15 protein-coding genes and 1 pseudogene are annotated in these 22212 nt (G+C 57.7%); 7 read left to right on the top strand and 9 right to left on the bottom strand.

Going from position 1 to position 22212, the window contains the following annotated elements; translation table 11 throughout:
* Positions 1-59: 59 nt before the first annotated feature.
* The 6 genes from GIW04_RS00075 to GIW04_RS00055 all read right to left on the bottom strand — a co-directional run bounded on the left by GIW04_RS00075 (position 60) and on the right by GIW04_RS00055 (position 10964).
* A complete protein-coding gene (locus GIW04_RS00075; RefSeq protein WP_120248654.1) occupies positions 60-1688 on the bottom strand; it encodes an ABC transporter substrate-binding protein in 1629 nt (542 codons plus the stop codon).
* 258 nt (positions 1689-1946) lie between these two features.
* Positions 1947-3548 (bottom strand): ABC transporter substrate-binding protein, encoded by a 1602-nt coding sequence (locus GIW04_RS00070; protein ID WP_034134858.1) that lies wholly within the window; start codon positions 3546-3548, stop codon positions 1947-1949.
* A gap of 77 nt (positions 3549-3625) precedes the next feature.
* Positions 3626-6988, bottom strand: a complete 3363-nt coding sequence (locus tag GIW04_RS00065; protein ID WP_120248655.1) for a dermonecrotic toxin domain-containing protein — start codon at positions 6986-6988, stop codon at positions 3626-3628.
* 265 nt (positions 6989-7253) lie between these two features.
* The gene (locus tag GIW04_RS31310) at positions 7254-8036 is read right to left on the bottom strand and encodes a hypothetical protein (protein ID WP_329607543.1); all 783 of its coding nucleotides are present in this window, start codon (positions 8034-8036) and stop codon (positions 7254-7256) included.
* A 79-nt stretch (positions 8037-8115) separates the two neighbouring features.
* Positions 8116-9699 carry a hypothetical protein gene (locus tag GIW04_RS31305; protein WP_329607542.1) on the bottom strand — a complete coding sequence of 528 codons (1584 nt, stop codon included), beginning with the start codon at positions 9697-9699 and terminating at the stop codon, positions 8116-8118.
* A 551-nt stretch (positions 9700-10250) separates the two neighbouring features.
* Positions 10251-10964 carry an SIMPL domain-containing protein gene (locus tag GIW04_RS00055; protein ID WP_003188494.1) on the bottom strand — a complete coding sequence of 238 codons (714 nt, stop codon included), beginning with the start codon at positions 10962-10964 and terminating at the stop codon, positions 10251-10253.
* A 205-nt stretch (positions 10965-11169) separates the two neighbouring features.
* Between GIW04_RS00055 and GIW04_RS00050 the strand changes: the two genes are divergently transcribed.
* From GIW04_RS00050 to GIW04_RS00040, 3 genes are all read left to right on the top strand, one after another.
* The gene (locus GIW04_RS00050; RefSeq protein ID WP_003188495.1) at positions 11170-12432 is read left to right on the top strand and encodes an ATP-binding protein; all 1263 of its coding nucleotides are present in this window, start codon (positions 11170-11172) and stop codon (positions 12430-12432) included.
* On the top strand, positions 12425-12985 hold the full coding sequence (locus GIW04_RS00045; RefSeq protein ID WP_003171731.1) for a response regulator transcription factor: 561 nt from the start codon (positions 12425-12427) through the stop codon (positions 12983-12985). The genes GIW04_RS00050 and GIW04_RS00045 overlap by 8 nt, the downstream gene beginning before the upstream one ends.
* 99 nt (positions 12986-13084) lie before the next feature.
* Entirely contained in the window at positions 13085-14809 is a 1725-nt protein-coding gene (locus GIW04_RS00040; RefSeq protein WP_120248656.1) for an ABC transporter ATP-binding protein/permease, read from the top strand.
* Positions 14810-14986: 177 nt separating this feature from the next.
* Here GIW04_RS00040 and GIW04_RS00035 read toward each other — a convergent pair whose 3' ends face one another.
* On the bottom strand, positions 14987-15424 hold the full coding sequence (locus GIW04_RS00035; protein WP_003171734.1) for a YhcB family protein: 438 nt from the start codon (positions 15422-15424) through the stop codon (positions 14987-14989).
* Positions 15425-15570: 146 nt separating this feature from the next.
* On the opposite strand from GIW04_RS00035, the gene GIW04_RS00030 reads away from it, so the two are divergent.
* From GIW04_RS00030 to zapE, 3 genes are all read left to right on the top strand, one after another.
* Positions 15571-16200 (top strand): alpha/beta hydrolase, encoded by a 630-nt coding sequence (locus GIW04_RS00030; protein ID WP_003188497.1) that lies wholly within the window; start codon positions 15571-15573, stop codon positions 16198-16200.
* Positions 16201-16216: 16 nt separating this feature from the next.
* Positions 16217-17572 (top strand): tryptophan--tRNA ligase, encoded by a 1356-nt coding sequence (locus GIW04_RS00025; RefSeq protein ID WP_120248657.1) that lies wholly within the window; start codon positions 16217-16219, stop codon positions 17570-17572.
* A 79-nt stretch (positions 17573-17651) separates the two neighbouring features.
* Positions 17652-18746 (top strand): cell division protein ZapE, encoded by a 1095-nt coding sequence (gene zapE / locus GIW04_RS00020; protein ID WP_014716907.1) that lies wholly within the window; start codon positions 17652-17654, stop codon positions 18744-18746.
* A gap of 138 nt (positions 18747-18884) precedes the next feature.
* On the opposite strand, the gene GIW04_RS00015 is transcribed toward zapE, so the two are convergent.
* Positions 18885-19805 carry a GlxA family transcriptional regulator gene (locus tag GIW04_RS00015; RefSeq protein WP_169855855.1) on the bottom strand — a complete coding sequence of 307 codons (921 nt, stop codon included), beginning with the start codon at positions 19803-19805 and terminating at the stop codon, positions 18885-18887.
* 220 nt (positions 19806-20025) lie between these two features.
* Between GIW04_RS00015 and GIW04_RS00010 the strand changes: the two genes are divergently transcribed.
* Entirely contained in the window at positions 20026-21162 is a 1137-nt protein-coding gene (locus tag GIW04_RS00010) for an acyl-CoA dehydrogenase family protein (RefSeq protein ID WP_034134864.1), read from the top strand.
* A gap of 127 nt (positions 21163-21289) precedes the next feature.
* On the opposite strand, the pseudogene GIW04_RS00005 reads toward GIW04_RS00010, so the two are convergent.
* A pseudogene (locus tag GIW04_RS00005) lies at positions 21290-22048 on the bottom strand (aldo/keto reductase); the annotation flags it as partial.
* Positions 22049-22212 lie beyond the last annotated feature (164 nt).

Here is a 22212-nt window from a genome sequence, read left to right as displayed (position 1 = left end):
CCTAAGGTCCAGGCGGATGGAATAACGGCGACGTTATGAAACGTCGCCGTTATTGATCCTTACTTGCCGCTGACGCTAACGCCGTAGAAGGAATTCAAGCCAAACGGGCTGATCTTGAAGTCTTGTACGGTATTACGCATGGGTTGATACACCGTCGAGTGCGCGATAGGTGTCATCGGGACTGCATCTTTGAGGATATGTTGCGCCTGCTTATACAGCTCGGTGCGTTTGGCGACATCCGATGTGGCCTTGGCTTCTTTCACGATGCCGTCGAATTTCTTGTCGCACCACTTGGAGAAGTTGTTGCCCGACAGCGAGTCGCAGCCGAACAGCACGTTCAGCCAGTTGTCCGGGTCACCATTGTCGCCGCTCCAGCCAATGATCATGGCCTGGTTCTCGCCGCCCTTGGAGCGCTTGATGTACTCGCCCCACTCGTAGCTGACGATGTTGACCTTCAGGCCGATCTGTTTCCAGTCGTTCTGCAGCATCTCGGCCATCAACTTGGCGTTGGGGTTGTAGGGGCGCTGAACCGGCATGGCCCACAGGGTGATCTCGGTACCTTCCTTGACGCCAGCGGCCTTGAGCAGCTCTTTGGCTTTGGCAGGATCGTACTTGGCATCCTTGATGGTGGTGTCATAGGACCACTGGGTCGGCGGCATGGCGTTGACTGCCAACTGGCCGGCACCTTGGTACACGGAGTCGATGATCTGCTGCTTGTTCACCGACATGTCCAGGGCTTCACGGACGCGCAGGTCGGCCAGCGGGTTCGCGGCGGTCTGGCCCTTGAGTACTGGCATGACGTTATAGGCGATGTAGCCCAGGTTGAAACCGGCCTGGTGCGGCAGTTTCAGGTCCTTGTCCTCACCCAGCGCCTTGAGGTCAGCCGGACGTGGGAACAGGGTGATCTGGCATTCGTTTTTCTTGAGCTTCTGGATACGCACCGACGGGTCAGTGGTGATAGCGAAGATCAGGTTGTCGATCTTCACGTCTTCAGGTTTCCAGTAGTCCTTGTTGCCGGTGTAGCGAATGTTCGAATCTTTCTGGTAGCTCTTGAACACGAACGGGCCAGTGCCGATCGGCTTCTGGTTGATGTCGGCAGGCTTGCCTTCCTTCAACAGCTGCGCAGCGTATTCGGCGGACTGGATCGAGGCGAAGCTCATGGCCAGGTTCTGGATGAACGCGGCGTCCACGGTGCCAAGGGTGAACTTGACGGTGTGGTCATCGACTTTTTCGATGTTCTTGATGTTGGTGTCCATCCCCATGTCCGTGAAGTACGGGAACTCGGTGGGGTAGGCCTTACGGAATGGATCGTCTTTATTGATCATCCGGTTGAAGGTGAACAGTACGTCGTCGGCCGAGAATTCACGAGTCGGCTTGAAGTACGGGGTAGTGTGGAACTTGACGCCTTCGCGAAGGTGGAAGGTATACGTCAGGCCATCCGGGGACACGTCCCAGCTGGTGGCCAGGCCAGGAACGACGGCGGTGCCGCCACGTTCGAACTGGCTCAGGCGGTTGAACATGGTTTCGGCCGAGGCATCGAAGTCTGTTCCGGTGGTGTACTGGCCTGGGTCGAAACCGGCCGGGCTCCCTTCGGAGCAGAACACCAGGTTAGTTGCCGCAAGGGCTACGGGGGCTGCGGCCATAAGGCCAGCGCTCACTAATAACGGAAGGACTGCGTGTTTAAGCATGTTGGCCTCATGATTTGTTGTCATTTTTGGTGGTGAGGGCGACCTCGTGAGTCGGCCTGCGGATACTTATGCAGGCGCCATACCCAATGCAAGATGCAGAGCGGTTGCAAAGGGAAAACTGTGGTACGAACGTACAGGAATGTCGCAATTATGAAAGTTCTGACACAAAAGTGCCTATTTGGAGGGTTTTTTCGGTGCAAATGGCGCACCAAAAAAGCCCAGCCGAGGCGTCTAGCGCACTCGGTTGGGGCGCTGTTGTTACTTATCTAGACCCACACCGTAGAACGGCGTGAGCCCGAACGGGCTGATCTTGAAGTCACGCACTTGCTTGCGCATTGGCTGGAAAACCGTCGAGTTCGCAATAGGCGTTATAGGTACTTGTTCCTTAAGGATTTTCTGTGCCTGTTGATACCACTTGATGCGCTGCTCGCGGTCGCTGCTGACCTTGGCTTGCTGTACCAGCTTGTCGTAGGCCGGGTTACACCATTTGGCGTAGTTGCTGCCCTTGACCGCAGCACAACTGTAGAGCACGCCCAGCCAGTTATCCGGGTCGCCGTTGTCGCCGGTCCAGCCGTAAATCATTGCGTCGTGTTCGCCATTTTTCGCGCGCTTGATGTATTCGCCCCACTCATAGCTGACGATGTTGGCCTTGATGCCGACCTTGGCCCAATCCTGTTGAATCATTTGTGCGGACATTCGCGCATTCGGGTTCGAGGCGCGTTGTACGGTCATGGCCCACAGATTGATGGTGGTACCTGGTGCAACCCCTGCTTCTTTTAGTAGCAACCGCGCCTTGGTCGGGTCGTAGGGTGCATCCTGGATTTTAGGGTCATAAGACCACTGGGCGGGAGGCAGTGCGTTCTGCGCCAATTGTCCGGCGCCCTGGTAAACGGCCTTGATGATGGCGGGCTTGTCGATGGCCATGTCCAGGGCTTGGCGCACCTTGAGCTGATCCAGCGGCGGATGAGTCACGTTGTAGGCAAGGAAGCCCAGGTTGAAGCCCGCTTGTTGCTGCACGCGCAGGTTGGGGTCTTGCTTCATTGCCTCGATGTCAGCGGGGCGCGGGTAACCGCTGACCTGGCATTCGCCGGCCTTGAGTTTCTGCAGGCGCGCTGCGGCGTCCGGGGTGATGGCGAACACCAGGTTGTCGAGCTTCACGTCCTCGGGTTTCCAATACTGCTTATTGGCCGCATAACGGATCTGCGCGTCTTTCTGGTAGCGCTTGAACACAAACGGCCCGGTGCCCACCGGTTGCTGGTTGATCTGCTCGGCCTTGCCTTCTTTCAACAGTTGGGCGGCGTATTGCGCCGATTGCACCGAGGCGAAACTCATGGCCAGGTTCTGTACGAACGAAGCATCGACGTTGTTCAAGTTGAAACGCACAGTGTGTTCGTCGAGTTTTTCAAGGCCTTTGATCGTAGTGTTCAAGCCCATGTCGGTGAAGTAGGGCGATTCGGAGGGGTAGGCCTTGCGAAACGGGCTCTCGGCGTCCAGCAGACGATTAAAAGTGAACAGCACGTCATCGGCGTTGAAGTCGCGGGTCGGGGTGAAGAAGTCGGTGGTGTGGAACTTGACGCCTTCACGCAGGTGAAAGGTATACGTCAGACCATCCTTCGACACGTCCCAACTGGTGGCCAGGCCTGGTTCGACCTCGGTGCCACCGCGCTTGAACTGGGTCAGGCGGTTGAACACGGTTTCGGCGGATGCGTCAAAATCGGTGCCACTGGTGTACTGGCTGGGGTCGAAGCCGGCGGGGCTGGCTTCGGAGCAGTAGACCAGGGTGGTAGCGGCGTGAGCCATCGGTATAAAAGCAAGAAGGCTTGCGGCGAGGAGCACTGGCTTAATGGCGATTCTTTCCATGGAGACCCCTGAAGTGGCAGGCGTAAAAGCTGCCCAAACGAAAAGGCGGTAACCGAGGTTACCGCCGTTCAGCTGGCTTAGGTAGGGGATACGCCTATACGAGGGGATACTTCTATCCGGATGGGGGCCGATTTATCGATTATAACGGGCGGGCCGTCTATTTCATTACTTGCACGGAGGTTGAAAGTTCGAGTGGCTGTTATGTTCACGTCTTTGGCGAGGGTGGACTCACCTCTAACCTCAGATTTCAGGCGCCATTGGGTGGTGATTGTAACCTCGGTCTCATTTTTTAAAGGGTTATAGTCGATGACGTACTGCCTGTCGCCAACACTGCTGATATAACCGTCTTTCACTCGGGGAGGCTGCAATTCAAACCACGCAGGAGCGGAAGAGCCTTGATGAGCAACCTCTGAAATTGCCGCTCGCATGTCAGGATCGGGCACGGTGCGCTCAAATGCATTGATCCCATCCCCTATAAGACCATTACGGATCTGTTGTTCTAAGTCATCTGGGATAGTCATTCCCGCTATCTGCTGGGGTATGTCGATTTCAACGTTCTCCAGGTCAGCGCTTCTTATTGTGTAAGGGTCTCGGTTGATGTCTTTGATAAATTGTGGAGAATAATTGCTGGTACCATACTCGGATGGCGAAGCTGTTTCCGATTCGGATACCGTGAAGTCCCCGCTGTCCGTTGTCCAGGAAAAGACAGGGCGGTTTTCTAAAACACCGTTCTCTTCCTTGAAACTGACGCCATATTTATAGTTCGCTTGCTCTTCAACATTGAAATACTTGTCGAGTATGTCAGCGCCTTTCATTTTGGTACCGTCTAACTCAATAAAATTATCCGATACCTGTGCAGGCGTTTTTAGATCGTTACTTGGTGTTGGGAACTCAGAGCGTTGCCATGGCCACTTCACCCCGCCATTGCCCGGCGCCCTGGCCCATTCTCCATCACGCCCAGGTGTGATGACCATCAGCCCTGCGCCGTTATCGGGATTAATGATTTTGGCGAACACGTCGCCGGTTCGATAGCGGCCTGATATTTCAAATACTTTGCTCGCCCCCGTCTCGTCGGTAAAGCGCACGAACTGGCGCAGTGCCCCCTGGCTGTCGGTTATTCGATAGACACCCAACGCATCGCGGGGCGCGCTCTTTATCAACTGCTCACCCTCAGACACGGCATAGGGAGCCATCGGCAAGAGTGTTTGGGATTTTGGCAGGGGAGCCCCAGCTTCGTTAACCGTGGGGGTGCCGCTGGATGGGCCTGGTGTTGGCTCTTCGAGTTCATTGATTTGCGGTTGGGCGAGCGGGTCCACAACCGGTAGCTCTTTCTCGGGCGGCAATGCAAAAGGATCTTCCGGAACTTCGCTTGCCCCCGCTGAGAACAACGTGTTCAGCAAACCATCGAGTGCCTTGGAAGCTCCGTTGTCGCGTTCCGCCTCGGTGTCCCCGGACGTTGTTTGTTCCAAGCCCAACCCCAACTCGGTCAGCCCGGCAAGTGCCGCTGCGCCGGCAACCGGTGCAGCGATAGGCGCAAGCTTGGCCAATAGCCCGGCGGCTACGGTAATGTCGTTCAACCATGTATCTCGGGTTACTTCGCTGTTGGATTTGACGACGACGTCGGTGTCACTCGTCATGCGCTGTTTGGCGGCGGTTGTCAGGGTGGAAAACACATCCCCCTCGATTTTCGAGTGACTACTGGTGTTCACCGGGTTTTTCAGCTCACCGGCGGCCATTTTCTTGAAGAGGGCGTCCAGGCCATCTTGCTTGTCGCCAATACCCGTAAAGCTCGCGCCCGGTACAAACCCGATTGCCAGTTGTATGAGAAGGTCAGGCTTACGGTTCTGACGATCAGCCAATGAAAAGTGCGCGAGCAGCGACTGGCTTTTTTTCGGGTCCTTCGTCTGGTCAATTACCCATTGATTGAGCTTGTCCAAGGAGTCGAAGCGCAGAAATGCCGGTTTGGCTCCAGGTATGTAAAGCACTTGCCGGCCAGTGTCGTCGCTACTGAATCGAAGAATGTCACTGGATGTGAAACCGTGGATATCAAGGGCATGCACTTGGGGAGCGCTGCTTACTGGCGCTTTGGCCTTGAGCTGTTCAAGGCTCAGGGGTGTGTTTTCGTCGAGTGGAATATTGTTCGCCGTCGCCATTACCAGGTTGTAGTCGCCACGAGTGAACTGGTGTTCTGAGGCTTGCAAGGCTCGTTCAGCAGGTGAACAGGCTTGGGCTTTCTTCAGTTGCTCCCGTGCCTGGGAAACGAACTCACCTTTGATTACCGTGTGGTAGTTATCGGTGTGCGCGTTCCAGAACCTGTCGAATTTCTGGGTCATCTGGGTTTGAAAGTCGGTTTTCCAGCTCTCGTGCATCACTTGTGACGGCTTGAGGTCGATTTGATTGTGCTTGCCGTAACCGCCTTTATCGCTTTGCCCTGCGGGCTGGGTATACAAACCTGCCTCGAGGTCGAGGTTGCCAGGCACCCAGTCGTGCTCGGAGAAGTTCTTCAGCAAGGCGTCGGGTAAGCGCAGTGAGGACCAGGGCTCCTGAAAAGTGTGTTCCCAGCCGGTAGCCGTGTCCGCGCTTTCACCGCCTTTGAAGCGGTTCAAATAGACAGTATCGGAGTCGATAGGTTTGCCCGTGAGTTTGAGCAGCAGGTCATCCGCCCATTTCTTGGCTTCTGCCCGCGTATTGGGCAGGTTGTTGGCGACGTCAACCGCCAGGCGCTTGTAAGCCAACGCCTGTGGTGCGGTGCTGTAGTACTTGGCGGCATTGTGTTGTTGCTCTTGCAGCGCCTGTGCCGAGCGGCTGCTGGCAGGGCGCAGGCGGTCATCGGCGGGGATAGGGTCGAAGGTGTCTTTATGTTCCAGATGCCTTATTTGTGCTCGAGCCTGGGACAGCGTCTGGGGAAGGGGCACGCCTTCAAAGTTGGCCACCACTTTTGCGCTGACCTGTATGGAGTCCTTACCCAACCTCACACGCAAATCACCGTTATTGCCAGGGGCGATAACTTTTGCGGCGTCCAGCAGGGGGCCTGAAATTTGTCCCCAGCCTGATGTATCCGACAGATGGAAGGTTTTCGTTTTGCCCTCGACCTCGGCGGACAAGGTACCTGTAGAGGGGTTGATTGAAAGCAAGGTGTCCGGGGCGAAGTGTTGTTCGCGCAGCCAGCCCTGTACGACGGCATTTTCCAAGTGCGTGCGATACAGCCCAAGCCATTGGCCCAGGGTGCTTTGGGGCGGTACGGTTATAAGCCCGGCATTGCCCTGCAACACCTTGCGTTGTGCGGCCTCGAGGTAGGCCTTGAGCAGGGCTGTTTCGTCAGGGTGGACGGTTTTTGCAGTGGGCGGTGGCGGTGTCACCTGCGCTTGAGTGTTCGATATCGGATGGGGGACGGCGGACGGCAGCGATGGCGAGGATGTCGGATTGAGTGAAAGGGACATAAGTTCGGCTCTCATTGTATGAATAGATGCCAGCACAGCCCTCCCTGGTAGCTATGGCAGTAATGAGTCGTGAAAGCCGGGCGCTTGATTCCTGTTAAATATGCTGCCGTATATGACGGCGCGCCAGCGCGCAAAAAAAGGCGCAGGCCCCGTGGGGCTGCGCCTTTGTTCTGTCTAAAAAAGTTACTGTAAAACTTCGATCACGCCGTCGATGCATAGAGAAGTACAGTCGCCGGTCACCTTTACTCATAAATAAAGTTCAAGGTTAAGGGGTGAATGTCACGGGCTTATAGGTGAAGGCCCACCACTTGAGTGGGTTCCAATAGGGGTTGGTCTTCGACGGTACGAAACGTGAGATTACCTTCATCTCATCGGCGATACGCTGCTCAGCCTGGGCTTTAGCGAAGTCTGTTACAGTCGGAGTAAGGGGGAAACCCTTCTGTTGCAGGTTTTGGAGATAAGCTTTTTCTATTTTGCCAACGGCAGCCGTTATATTTTCCGGCGCAAGGTTCGCGGTGAGAGTGCCGGTGTACCCTTTTACAGGGCGCCTTATCAGCCTTTGAAATTGAGCGGCAAAGGAAGCGTCTCCCCCAGTTGCAGAATTGCATGACAACAGGCGTATGTTGTCAAACAATTCCGGGCGTATACCCTTTGCATGAAGAGTCTGAAGCAACTCTGCCGGGGTGTTGAGTTGGCCATCGTACACAACTCTTGCTACGCCAGTTTCAGGGTTGAAACTGCCATGGACGAGGATATTCAATCGTTGTTCTGTACCTTTTTTATTAATGTCGACAAAGGTATACAGCTTCTCGTTGATCACATTCAGGTCATTTACTTCACCACTCAGGATGACGGCTTTTTCACCCGTAGAAAAAAGTGCCTCACCCGTGGGTATGTTTTCTACGGAACTCAGTGGTGGAAGTTTTCCGTTTGTGCCTTCGACGGGCGGGCGGGCGCCCCCACTATTAGCCGGCACCGAACGATTTGATTCGTCTGTTTCGACGTTTGTGGGAATATGACTGTCGTTCGAAGCTTTTGGTGCGCGCACAAATTCAAAATCCTGTGTCTCGGAATTGTACCTCCAACTGTAGTTCTTGCTGCTAGACGGGGGGGAAGGCAACTCAAGTTCACCCAGGCCCGCTTCTACCCCATTTGGGTGCAAGTTCGTGCACCAGTTGCAGGCTCGATATCACCGCTGCGGCAGTGCCGCCAACGCGATCGTCGGCGGTCATGCCGTGAATGGAGTCATGCACACCGAAGACAATATTGCCCGCGTTACCAAGGACGGGCACGTAACCGAAGGTGCGTCCCCATAATTCCTTCGCGTTCTTCCACGCTTGCTGCTCGGAACCAAACACCTGCGTTTGGTCGGCCCATACTGCGTTCTTGGCGTTCACAGCTTGGTACTCGTTAGCAATGCCGGACTCAAGGTTTCCCCATTTCAAGAAGTATTCGCTATTTCGTGATTGGGTATAATTGAAAGTCTCCCTCACAGGCACAGCCTTGTCTTTTATCCAGCTTTGATAACCGGGGTATGTAGCCCTGTTGGAGTCGATCAGGTTTTCGAGCACATTTGCGGCCGATGGCCAATGAGAGTCTTTGCCGCCCTGCCTGTCACTGGCATTAAAACTACTGTACAGCTCATTACGATTTTTTTCAGCCCAGTGGGCAAAATCGTCATCGCCGTATATTTCACTGACCGTGCCGTTTTTCAAGTCAATGAGCAAACCTTTATTAGGCCGGTGGTCGTAATCGCCGTGATAGTTGGTGAACGGGATAAATGCATGCCCTGCCAGTGGGTAGCCATATATGTTTGGGATGACCACGTTGCCGTTTCTGTAAAGTGTACGATGGATTGCGTCTTGCCCTTCGGGGGAGAGTTGTTCATAGCTGTTCTTGTCGTTACGCAGGCTTTCTAGAGTTCCGCGCACAGCATAGGCATCCGCTTTTCCGGAGCGTTTCGCCAAGGCACCGTACATGTCGCGCATAGGCTCGGCTACATCCACCTTCCAGTGAGCCTGTAGACGCGCACCCAGCGCTTCCAGATCGTTGATCTTGTTCGCGTCTTGTGGCTTGACTTTCGTCTCTTGAAAATTGAGTAAACCGCCTTCCGGTGTTCTGTCGTGCTTAAGGGCACCGGCTGCAATTTCCCATGCATAGTAAGTGCGTTCTTCGGTGTTGGTCTGCACCTCTTTCTTCCATTTACCTACGTAGGAGTTGAACGTCACGGTGAATTTTTCATGTGGGTCGTACCCGGCAGCCAGTAACCCGCCACTGAAGTAACCCGCAGGCTCTAGAAAATGGCGAACGTTCTGGAATTTGACGTTGTTTTCGCCTTCCTTACCCTGTTCCAAGGTATTGATGTGTGCCACTACACGTCCGGCATAGGCTTCTATGCGCTGCACCTGTTCCTTGAGCGGATAGCTCGTAGGCGCAGAAACGGTGTCTCCCCCATAAATGACGCCTTTGGAGAAATCAAGCTCATGGTCCTGCGGTGGCGCGGTCGTATTTTTTACTGGCGGCGAGGGAGCAACTGTCCGAGTTGGATTAAAGTCTGCAATGGGTGGTCCGCCGGGGCTCAGCGGGGGGTGCCATTGCGGTGTGGTGTTCGCTTTGTTTGCTGGGGGCGCTGTTTGAGTTGGGTTAAAGTCTGCAATCGGTGGTCCGCTGGGAATAAGCGGGGGATGCCCGAAAGAAGAAAGTGTCTTCATGAATGACTCACTTTATTAATGATTTAAAGTTATTTTCTTGAAGTGTTATGGCATTGGCGTGGAGTTAGTGGCCAGCTAACGTTACTGGCTCTTCTATTCCGTAAGGCTTCCCTCAGTTTGTAGGGCAGTGCCTGTATAGTTTTACACGTATTAGGTGGCGGCAGGTGTGCGAAAAGTTCCAGATCGCACGCGCCCTGTATGTCAAATGTTTTCTAAGATGCAACCTGTAGCGATCAAAAAAACCAGAAGTATCGCTTCGGTTAAGACGGTACATGTAGCGTAGGTGTGACCTCTACACGGATAGGCGCGGAGAGTTATAGTTCTGGATGCTTTTATATTTATATCCGGGATCGCTTCGATCTCGGGAACATCGTTGATGTTGTCAGTGTTTTTGATCCGTTGGATGAGTTTGAGCCCGGTTTTTGATACGACGGTCGTGGCGGTGCTCGGGGGGGGGCGCCTAGGTTGGTGGCATCGTCAAATCGGGTACCGACAGCCATCCAAAAAAAGGCGCAAGCCCGTAGGGCTGCGCCTTTGTCCTGTCTAAAAACTTACTGTAAAACTTCGATCACGCCGTCGGCACTCATAGTGACCTGGCTGGTGCCAGCTTCCACTTCAGGCGTCGGCGCTGAATCGGCCATGGCGGCTTTCATCATCATGCCGCCACTGCGGGCGTAAGGCATTGGGTAGCCATTGGTGTTGAAGTTCAGGTTGACGATCTTGTAGCCCTTGCCGCCGAGTGCATCGGTAGCCAGTTGCGCGCGCGCCTTGAACGCCGCCACCGCATCTTTGAGCAGTGCATCTTCGCTGGCCTTGCGCGTGGTGTCGGCGATGGCGAAGTCCATGCTGTCCATTTTCAAGGTGTTCAACAACTCGCCGGTGAGTTTGGACAGCGCCGGGAAATCCGCGCTTTCCAGGCGCAGCTCGGCGCGTTCACGCCAGCCGGTGATCTTCTGGTTCTTGCTGTCGTAGATCGGGTAGCTGTTGCGGCTGCCCTGGCGCAAGGTCACGCCTTTGACTTCGCGCGCCTGGCCCAGGGCCTGGTTCAGGGTGGTGGTGATTTCGGCAGCAAGCTTGGCCGGGTCGGCGTTTTGCGATTCGGTGTAAAGAGTGACGATCATCTTGTCGCGGGCCACTTCCTGGCTGGCTTCGGCGCGCAGGGAGATCTGGTTGTAATGCAATGCATCGGCGGCCATGGCCGGCAGGCTCGCCAGAGCGCTGGCGCTGAAGGTAATGATGGCTGCACTGCGAATGAAACGAGACATGGAAGCTCCTTGAGATAGTCGTGTTCGGTAAGACTGTAGACGCTGGCATCGGGTTCTTCGGGTTTACACATTACCCACAAGTTATGCGGGCGCCGACGAACGGTCATTTACCCGGCCTGCGTCAAAGAGCCACACACGCCGTGCCAGCAGGTCTGCTTCGTTTATACTCGTGCCGATCCGCCTGCAGCGCTCACCGGGAGAGCTCATGCTCGCCGCCGTAAAACTGACTTCCGCCACTCGCCAGAACCTCTGGCGCCTGACGTTCATTCGCACCCTGGTACTGGCCGCGCAGGCCGGTTCCGTCGGGCTTGCCTATTGGTTCGACCTGTTGCCGCTGCCCTGGCTGCAACTGGCCGTGACCCTGGGTTTTTCCACCGTATTGTGTGTGTTCACCGCCATTCGATTGCGTACCACTTGGCCGGTGACCGAGTTGGAATACGCCCTGCAACTGGCCTGTGACCTGTTTATCCACAGCGTGTTGCTGTACTTCTCCGGCGGTTCCACCAACCCCTTTGTCTCCTACTACCTGGTGCCTTTGACCATCGCCGCCGTGACCCTGCCGTGGCGCTATTCGGTGGTCCTGTCGGGCATCGCGCTGACGCTGTACACCTTGCTGTTGGCACAGTTTTACCCCTTGCAGACATTCCCCATCGCCCGGGAAAACCTGCAAATCTATGGGATGTGGTTGAGCTTCGCCCTGTCGGCGGCAGTCATTACCTTCTTCGCCGCGCGCATGGCCGAAGAACTGCGTCGTCAGGAAGAACTGCGTGCCATTCGCCGTGAAGAGGGCCTGCGTGACCAGCAGTTGCTGGCCGTGGCCACCCAGGCCGCTGGCGCCGCCCATGAGTTGGGCACGCCGCTGGCGACCATGAGCGTGCTGCTCAAGGAAATGACCCAGGACCATCACGACCCGGCCCTGCAGGATGATTTGAGCGTGCTGCAGGAACAGGTCAAGCAGTGCAAGCTGACGCTCCAGCAACTGGTGCGCGCCGCCGAGGCCAATCGCCGTCTGGCGGTCGAAATGCAAGACGTCACCCAATGGCTCGATGAGGCGCTGAACCGCTGGCACCTGATGCGTCCCGAAGCCAGTTACCGCTTCAACCTGCTGGGCCAAGGCAGCGTACCGCGCATGGCGCCACCGCCAGACCTGACCCAGGCGCTGCTCAACTTGCTGAACAATGCCGCCGATGCCTGCCCTGAAGGCCTCGGCGTGCAGTTGGACTGGGACGCGGAAAACGTCACCATCAGCATTCGTGACCACGGCGCCGGCGTGCCGTTGGCCATTGCCGAGCAGATCGGCAAACCCTTCTTTACCACCAAGGGCAAAGGCTTCGGCCTGGGCCTGTTTTTGAGCAAGGCCAGCGTGACCCGCGCGGGCGGCTCAGTGAAGCTCTATAGTCATGAGGAAGGTGGCACGCTCACCGAGCTGCGCCTGCCCCGTGTCGCACGAGGAGATATCGATGAGTGACGAGATCCAAGTCGAAGGCGAAGAACTGCCGCACCTGCTGCTGGTAGATGACGACGCGACCTTTACCCGCGTGATGGCGCGCGCCATGAGCCGGCGCGGTTTTCGCGTCAGCACCGCAGGTTCTGCTGAAGAGGGCCTGACCATCGCCCAGGCCGACCTGCCGGACTACGCTGCCCTGGACCTGAAAATGGACGGCGACTCGGGCCTGGTGCTGCTGCCCAAGCTGCTGGAACTCGACCCGGAAATGCGCGTGGTGATCCTCACCGGTTACTCCAGCATCGCCACCGCCGTCGAGGCGATCAAGCGCGGCGCCTGCAACTACCTGTGCAAACCAGCGGATGCCGACGACGTGCTGGCCGCCTTGCTGTCCGAGCATGCCGACCTCGACACCCTGGTGCCGGAAAATCCGATGTCGGTGGACCGCCTGCAGTGGGAACACATCCAGCGCGTGTTGACCGAACACGAAGGCAACATCTCCGCCACCGCCCGCGCCCTGGGCATGCACCGCCGCACGCTGCAACGCAAGTTGCAGAAGCGCCCGGTACGACGCTGAACGGCAACTGAACAACCCGCTTCAGGCTGCACGGACGCACGAACCGATCCCCTATGATCGGTTCAAACGCCTGTGACTTTTTCCTACCGAGCCTGAACGATGAATCAGAACGCTGAATACCGCGCGGTCAACGATGCGGTGCGTGGGCAATTCTTCCGCCGAACCTGGGCGATGATCACCCCCTATTGGCGCAGTGAAGAGAAGGGCAGGGCCTGGCTGCTGCTGGCCGCCGTGATTGGCCTGTCGCTGTTCAGCGTGGCGATCTCCGTGTGGATCAACCACTGGTACAAAGACTTCTACAACGCCTTGGAGAAGAAGGACACAGCGGCCTTCTGGCAACTGATCGGCTATTTCGGCGGGATCGCGGCGGTGGCGATACTCGGTGCGGTGTACCGCCTTTACCTGACCCAGATGCTGACGATCCGCTGGCGCGCCTGGCTCACCGAAAAACACTTCAGCCGCTGGCTGGCCCACAAGAATTACTACCAGCTGGAGCAGGGCGGCTACACCGATAACCCGGACCAGCGGATTTCCGAAGACCTTAACAACTTCACGTCCGGCACTTTAAGCCTGGGCCTCGGCTTGCTGCGTAACGTGGTCAGCCTGGTGTCATTCTCGATCATCCTGTGGGGCGTCTCGGGCAGCATCGAAGTGTTCGGCATCACCATCCCCGGCTACATGTTCTGGTGTGCGCTGCTGTACGCCGCCGTGGGCAGTTGGCTGACGCACCTGATCGGCCGGCGCTTGATTGGCCTGAGCAACCAACAACAACGCTTCGAAGCGGACCTGCGTTTTTCCATGGTGCGGGTGCGTGAGAATGCCGAAAGTATCGCCCTGTACAACGGCGAGCCGAATGAAAGGCAGCGCCTGAGCACGCGCTTCGGCAAGGTCTGGCAGAACTTCTGGGACATCATGAAAGTGTCCAAGCGCCTGACCTTTTTCACCGCCGGCTACAGCCAGATCGCGATCATCTTCCCGTTTATCGTCGCCGCGCCGCGCTACTTCACCGGCAAGATCGAGCTGGGCGAGCTGATGCAAATCAACTCGGCGTTCGGCAACGTACAAGAGAACTTCAGCTGGTTTATCAACGCCTATTCGGAGCTGGCGACATGGCGCGCCACCAGCGACCGTCTATTGAGTTTCCAGCAAGCCATGAGCGACAACGAGCAACGCACGCCGGCGATCGACGTGCGCCCTGAAGGCGAGCGCCTGGTGATCAACGACCTGGGCATGGACCTGGCCGACGGCCGCCATTTGCTCACCGACGCCGACATGACCGTGGAGCCTGGCCAGCGCGTCATGCTCAGCGGGCGTTCCGGCAGCGGCAAGAGCACCTTGCTGCGGGCGATGGGGCACCTGTGGCCCGCCGGGCATGGCAGCATTCGCCTGCCGGCGACGCGCTACCTGTTCCTGCCGCAAAAGCCTTACCTGCCGATTGGTACGCTCAAGGCCGTGTTGAGTTACCCACAGGACGACAGCGTCTACGCGCCAGAACGTTATGCACAGGTGCTGGAAACCTGCCGCCTGCCCCATCTGGTCAGCCGCCTGGATGAAGCCAACCACTGGCAACGCATGCTCTCGCCCGGCGAACAACAGCGCCTGGCCTTTGCCCGTGCGTTGTTGTTTGCACCGCGATGGCTGTACATGGATGAGGCGACCTCGGCCATGGATGAAGAAGACGAGGCGACCTTGTACCAGGCGTTGATCGATGAACTGCCGGGGCTGAGCATCGTCAGCGTCGGCCACCGCAGCAGCCTCAAGCGTTTCCATGGGCGGCATGTGCGCATTGACGGTGGGCGGTTGCAGGAACAGCAACTCACTTAAGCTCTTGCGCGCTTAATGTAGGAGCGGAGTGTCTGAGGCAGGTGTGTCAACGGGCACACCGCTATCGCAGGCAAGCCAGCTCCCACAGGGGGGCGGTGTTGTCTGATGGTTCAGGCACCTAATAAAAAGCCCGGCTGATCATCGATCAGCCGGGCTTTTTTATTGCTCGAAGATGACTTACTTCTTCAAGCCGTAATGCTCATCCAACATGCCTGGGGCGTTCGGCGTTTTTGGCGCGTAGTCCCGTGGTGGCTCCTGGTTTTCCCGTGGTGGGGTCAGGCGTTCCCGTGGGGTTTGCGGTGCATCGGAATGCAGCGCGGCCAGCAGACGCTGGCGGGTGATGTCGTCGAGGGCCAGGCGGTTAGCGCCATCGGCGAGGTGATCCTGTACTTCCTGGTAGCTCTGGGTGAGCTTCTTGACCAGGGTCGCGGTGCTGTTGAAGTGGGTAACAACCTCGTTCTGATAACTGTCAAAACGTTCCTGAATGTCATCCAGCTGACGCTGCGTGCGGTTAGGCGCGGCATTGGGCAGCAGGCGGGCAACCAGGAAACCAATGGCGACACCGGCAACCAGGGCAAGAGTCGGCAACAACCAAACTAAGAGCGAGTGTTCCACGAGTCCTTCCTCTATAAACGGCTTTGCTTTACGTTAACGGCTCAAACCTGCGCTGTATACCGCGATTAAGCTCGCAATGATGCCATGCACAGACTTTTAGCTAGACGAGTCGACCCCTTGAGAGGTCACGGAGTTCATCCTTGCTCATGCGTGAAACCCCCGTTTTGATCGATGGCCCGGTGGGCCAATTGGAAGCCCTGTACCTGGATCACCCCGAACCACGTGGCCTGGCGCTGGTTTGCCACCCTAACCCGGTACAGGGTGGGACCATGCTCAATAAAGTCGTATCGACCTTGCAACGCACCGCCCGCGACGCGGGTTTGATTACTTTGCGTTTCAATTACCGGGGCGTCGGTGCCAGTGCCGGTACTCACGACATGGCCAGCGGTGAAGTCGATGATGCAGAAGCGGCCGCCACCTGGTTGCGGGAAAAGCACCCGGACCTGCCGATCACCTTGCTGGGTTTTTCCTTCGGCGGTTACGTGGCTGCCAGTCTCGGCGGGCGTTTGGAAGCCAAGGGCGAGAAGCTCGCGCACTTGTTCATGGTGGCTGCGGCGGTGATGCGCCTGGGCGAGTCGGACGTGCTGCCCCAAGGCTGCCCGTTGACCCTGATCCAGCCGGAAACCGATGAAGTTGTGGACCCGCAACTCGTCTACGCCTGGTCCGCCGCCCTGAAACGCCCCCATGAGCTGCTGAAAGTGGCAGAATGCGGACACTTTTTTCATGGCAAGCTGACCGATCTCAAGGATCTGGTGCTGCCACGCCTTTCGAATTGATGACAAGCGATCACCCATGACGACCCGTACCCGTATCCTCACCGGCATCACCACCACCGGCACGCCGCACCTGGGCAACTACGCCGGTGCGATTCGCCCGGCGATCCTCGCCAGCGAAGACGCGAATGCCGACTCCTTCTACTTCCTGGCCGACTACCACGCCCTGATCAAATGCGATGACCCGCAGCGCATCCAGCGCTCGCGTATGGAAATCGCCGCGACTTGGCTGGCCGGTGGCCTGGATGTGAACCGAGTGACCTTCTACCGCCAGTCGGACATCCCGGAAATCCCCGAGCTGACCTGGCTGCTGACCTGCGTTGCCGCCAAGGGCCTGCTCAACCGCGCCCATGCCTACAAGGCCTCGGTGGACAAGAACGTGGAAAACGGTGAAGACCCGGATGCGGGTATCAGCATGGGCCTGTACAGCTACCCGGTGCTGATGGCAGCGGACATCCTGATGTTCAACGCGCACAAGGTGCCGGTGGGGCGCGACCAGATCCAGCACGTGGAAATGGCCCGCGACATCGGCCAGCGTTTCAACCACCTGTTCGGCAACGGTAAAGAATTCTTCACCATGCCCGAGGCGCTGATCGAAGAAAGCGTGGCCACCTTGCCGGGCCTGGATGGCCGCAAGATGTCTAAGAGCTACGACAACACCATCCCGTTGTTCACCAGCGCCAAGGACATGAAGGACGCGATCTCGCGGATCGTCACCGACTCCCGCGCGCCAGGCGAACCCAAGGATCCGGACAATTCGCACCTGTTCACCCTTTACCAGGCGTTCGCGACCAAGGCCCAGGAAGCCCAATTCCGTGGCGAGCTGCTAGAAGGCCTGGGCTGGGGCGAGGCAAAGAACCGTCTGTTCCAACTGCTCGACGGCCAGCTCGGCGAAGCGCGCGAGCGTTACCACCAACTGATGTCGCGCCCATCGGACATGGAAGACCTGCTGCAGGTCGGCGCGAAAAAAGCCCGTGCCGTGGCGGCACCGTTCCTGGCCGAGCTGCGTGAAGCGGTGGGCCTGCGTTCGTTCGTCAACCAGGCGGCGGCGCCGGTCGCCACCAAGAAAAAAGCAGCGAAGGCTGCGCGGTTTGTGAGCTTCCGTGAAACTGACGGCAGCTTCCGCTTCCGCCTGCTGGCCGCTGATGGCGAGCAACTGCTGCTGTCGCGCAACTTTGCCGATGGCAAAGCAGCCGGCGCGGTGACCAAGCAACTGCAAAGTGGTGATGCGCTGGACGTACGCGCCGAGGCCCTGGGCTTCAGCGTATGGCTGGACGGCGCCGCAGTCGCTGACAGTGCCGAGTATGCCGATCAAGCATCGCGTGACGCGGCCATCGAAGCCTTGCGCGTTGCGTTGACCCCAATCGAGGATTAACCCGACCAAGGGTTGATTGCCATTATCCAGGGCCGTCGTTACAGTGTCGGCCCGTTTTTGTTGCCTTGCTAACGAAATTATGACGCCCCTAGAACGATATCAAGCTGATCTGAAACGCCCCGAGTTCTTCCACGACGCGGCCCAGGAAAATGCCGTGCGTCATTTGCAGCGCCTGTACGAGGACCTCGTGGCCGCGTCGCAAAGCAAGCCAGGGATGTTCAGCAAGCTGTTTGGCAAGAAAGACCACACGCCGGTCAAGGGCCTGTATTTCTGGGGCGGCGTGGGTCGGGGCAAGACTTACCTGGTAGACACCTTCTTTGAAGCGCTGCCGTTCAAGGAAAAAGTGCGTACGCACTTCCACCGCTTCATGAAGCGCGTGCACGAAGAGATGAAGACCCTGCCGGGCGAGAAAAACCCGCTGACCATCATCGCCAAGCGTTTCGCCCAAGAGGCCCGGGTGATCTGCTTCGATGAATTCTTCGTCTCCGACATCACCGACGCCATGATCCTTGGCACCCTGATGGAAGAACTGTTCAAGAACGGTGTGACCCTGGTGGCCACGTCGAACATCGTGCCCGATGGCCTGTACAAGGACGGCCTGCAACGTGCACGCTTCCTGCCGGCCATTGCGCTGATCAAGCAGAACACCGATATCGTCAACGTCGACAGCGGCGTCGACTACCGCTTGCGTCACCTGGAGCAAGCCGAGCTGTTCCACTTCCCGCTCAACGAAGCCGCACACGAAAGCCTGAAGAAAAGCTTCCGTGCGCTGACGCCGGAATGCACCCAGGCGGTGGAAAACGACAAGCTGATGATCGAGAACCGCGAAATCATCGCACTGCGCACCTGCGATGACGTAGCCTGGTTCGAGTTCCGCCAACTGTGCGATGGGCCACGCAGCCAGAACGATTACATCGAGCTGGGCAAGATCTTCCACGCCGTGATCTTGAGTGGTGTGGAACAGATGGGCGTGACCACCGACGATATCGCCCGACGGTTCATCAACATGGTCGATGAGTTCTATGACCGTAACGTCAAGCTGATCATCTCGGCGGAAGTCGAACTCAAGGACCTCTATACGGGTGGTCGCTTGAACTTCGAATTCCAGCGCACCTTGAGTCGCCTGCTGGAAATGCAGTCCCACGAGTTCCTGTCGCGCGGGCACAAGCCTTAATCAATCTCCGGCTCAATGGAGATCTAATGTGGGAGCCGGGCTTGCCCGCGATGGGGGTGTATCAGTCAACTATAGGCTGGCTGATACACCGTCATCGCAGGCAAGCCAGCGCCCACAATGGTTTGTGTTGGCCTGGAGTCAGGCGGCCTGCTGAAATTGCTGGCGATACTGGTTGGGCGACAACTCCGTGTGCTGCCTGAACAACCGCGCAAAGAAACTCGCATCGTCGTAACCCACCTCATAACTGATGGTCTTGATGCTCTTGCGGCTGCCCGAGAGCAGGCCCTTGGCTGTCTCGATGCGCAGCCGTTGCAGGTAATGCAGCGGCTTGTCACCGGTGGCGGTCTGGAAGCGGCGCATGAAGTTGCGGATGCTCATGCCGTGTTCCCGGGCGACGTCTTCAAAGCGGAATTTGTCGGCAAAGTGCTCTTCAAGCCAATGCTGGATCTGCAGGATGATCACATCCTGATGCAGCTTCTGCCCGCCAAACCCGATACGCCCCGGTGAATAGTTGCGCTGCACTTCATAGAGAATGTCGCGGGCCACGGCCTGGGCGATGTTGGCGCCACAGAAGCGTTCGATCAGGTAGATATAAAGGTCGCAGGCCGAGGTGGTGCCGCCGGCGCAATACAGGTTGTCGGCGTCTGTGAGGTGCTTGTCCTGATTGAGCTGCACCTTGGGGAAGCGCTCGCTGAAAGCGTTGAAAAAACGCCAGTAGGTGGTCGCCTCCTTGCCATCGAGCAGCCCGGCTTCGGCCAGCCAGAACACCCCGGTGGCCTCGCCGCACAGCACAGCCCCGCGAGCATGTTGTTCGCGCAGCCACGGCAGCACCTGGGGGTAGCGGGTGCACAACACATCGAAGTCGTCCCAGAAGGCCGGCAGCACGATGATGTCGGCGTCTTCGAGGCCGCCGTCCACCGGCATGATCACATCGCTGAAGCTGCGCACGGACTGGCCGTCGGGGCTGACCAGGCGCGTTTCGAACCCTGGGGTCAGGCCCAGGCCTTGCTGTTTGCCATGGCGCAGGCTGGCGAGATGGAAGAAATCCTTGGCTTGCATGAGGGTGGAAGCGAATACCCGATCAATGGCCAAAATGCTGACGCGCCGCAACGGCGTGGAGATTTGGTTAGACATAATTTCATTTATTCTTATAGGGGAAAGTGGTCACCAGACGGCTGGATCGTCTTATTTTTTGTCGCATGTGTCCAGTGTCCCGTGACGCCTTCGGGGCATAGGCTCTGTGGGCTCGTCCTTGTCCGACAATCCACACAGGTGACCCATGATCCCCAGAACCTTGTTCAGCTCGGAGCACGAACTCTTCCGTGAGAGCGTGCGCACCTTCCTCGAAAAACACGCCGTGCCCTTCCATGGGCAATGGGAAAAGCAGGGCTATATCGACCGTAACCTGTGGAACCAGGCGGGGGAGGCGGGCATGTTGTGTTCCCACCTGCCAGAGGAATACGGCGGCCTGGGCGCGGATTTTCTCTACAGCGCGGTGGTGATCGAAGAGGTCAGCCGCCTGGGTTTGACCGGCATCGGCTTTTCCCTGCATTCGGATATCGTCGCGCCGTACATCCTGCATTACGGCAGTGAAGCGCTGAAGCACAAGTACCTGCCCCAGTTGATCTCCGGGGAGATGGTCACTGCCATCGCCATGACCGAGCCGGGCGCCGGTTCCGACCTGCAAGGGGTCAAGACCAGCGCCGTGCTGGACGGCGATGAGTACGTGATCAACGGCTCCAAGACCTTTATCACCAACGGCTACCTGGCCGATCTGGTGATCGTCGTCGCCAAGACCGACCCCAAGGCCGGCGCCAAGGGCACCAGCCTGTTCCTGGTGGAAGCCGATACGCCGGGCTTCGACAAGGGCAAGCGCCTGGAGAAAGTCGGCATGAAGGCCCAGGACACCTCGGAGCTGTTCTTCCAGGACGTGCGCGTGCCCAAGGAAAACCTGCTGGGCCAGGCGGGCATGGGCTTTGCCTACCTGATGCAAGAGTTGCCGCAAGAACGCCTGACCGTGGCGATTGGCGCGCTGTCCTCAGCCGAAGCGGCGTTGCAGTGGACCCTTGAGTACACCCGTGAGCGCAAGGCGTTCGGCAAGGCGATTGCCGATTTCCAGAACACTCGGTTCAAGCTGGCGGAGATGGCCACCGAGATTCAGATTGGCCGTGTTTTTGTGGACAAGTGCATGGCTATGCACCTGGAAGGCAAGCTGGACGTGCCTACCGCAGCGATGGCCAAGTACTGGGCCACAGACCTGCAATGCAAGGTGCTCGATGAGTGCGTGCAGTTGCATGGCGGTTACGGGTTCATGTGGGAATACCCGATTGCCCGGGCCTGGGCGGATGCGCGGGTGCAGCGCATTTATGCGGGGACCAATGAGATCATGAAGGAGATCATTGCGCGGGCGCTTTGATGGATCGTTCCCACGCTCCGCGTGGGAACGCCTCATGTGACGCTCTGCGTCACGACTCTGAAAGCGGACGCAGAGCGTCCAAGGCGGCATTCCCACGCAGAGCGTGGGAATGATCAGTGCGGGTCAATCAGGGTGCCGGATTCGGATGATCCTTCTGAATCGCCTCAATCCCTTCCAACACCTCTTTCGATAATTTCAGATCGGCACTGGCGATGTTGCTGTCCAGTTGTTCCAGCGATGTGGCGCCAATAATATTGCTGGTCACAAACGGCTGTTGCGTCACAAACGCCAGCGCCATCTGCGCCGGGTCCAGGCCATGTTCCCGCGCAAGAGCCACATAGCGGCTGCACGCCGCTTCCGACTGCGGGTTGAAGTAACGGCTGAAGCGGCTGTATTCAGTCAGGCGCGCCTTGGCCGGGCGTGCGCCATTTTCGTACTTGCCACTGAGCATGCCGAACGCCAAAGGCGAATAGGCCAGCAAGCCGCACTGTTCACGAATGGCAACCTCCGCCAGGCCCACTTCAAAGCTGCGGTTGAGCAGGTTGTAGGGGTTCTGGATCGACACGGCGCGCGGCCAGCCGCGGGCTTCGGCCAGGGCCAGGAACTTCATGGTGCCCCACGGCGTTTCGTTGGACAGGCCAATGTGGCGGATCTTGCCGGCCTTCACCTGTTCGTCCAGGGCTTCGAGCGTTTCCTCCAGTGGGGTGAGGTCATCTTCGTCCTTGTGCTTGTAGCTCAACTGGCCGAAGAAGTTGGTGCTGCGCTCCGGCCAGTGCAATTGGTAGAGGTCGATCCAGTCGGTCTGCAGGCGCTTGAGGCTGGCGTCGAGGGCTGCGCCGATGTGCTGGCGGTTGTGGCGCAGGTGGCCATCGCGGATATAGTCGATGGCTGGCTCCTATAGACATCTCCGAGCCCACGGGACTGTCGCTGGGAAATCGTATGCCGGCTTCTGCTTGAAAAAAAAAAAAACCTTAGCGACAAATCCACGCTCACTATAGTAGTCTACTTTCTCCATGTTCGCCTGCAGCTGCGGTCGCCAGATATCTCTTT

Origin of the sequence: Pseudomonas sp. PA-4-8C, assembly GCF_021606625.1 — a bacterium.
Taxonomy (GTDB): Bacteria; Pseudomonadota; Gammaproteobacteria; order Pseudomonadales; family Pseudomonadaceae; genus Aquipseudomonas; species Aquipseudomonas lactis.
Note: the sequence above shows the minus strand (reverse complement) of the source record. Positions and strands in the feature narration are given on the sequence as shown.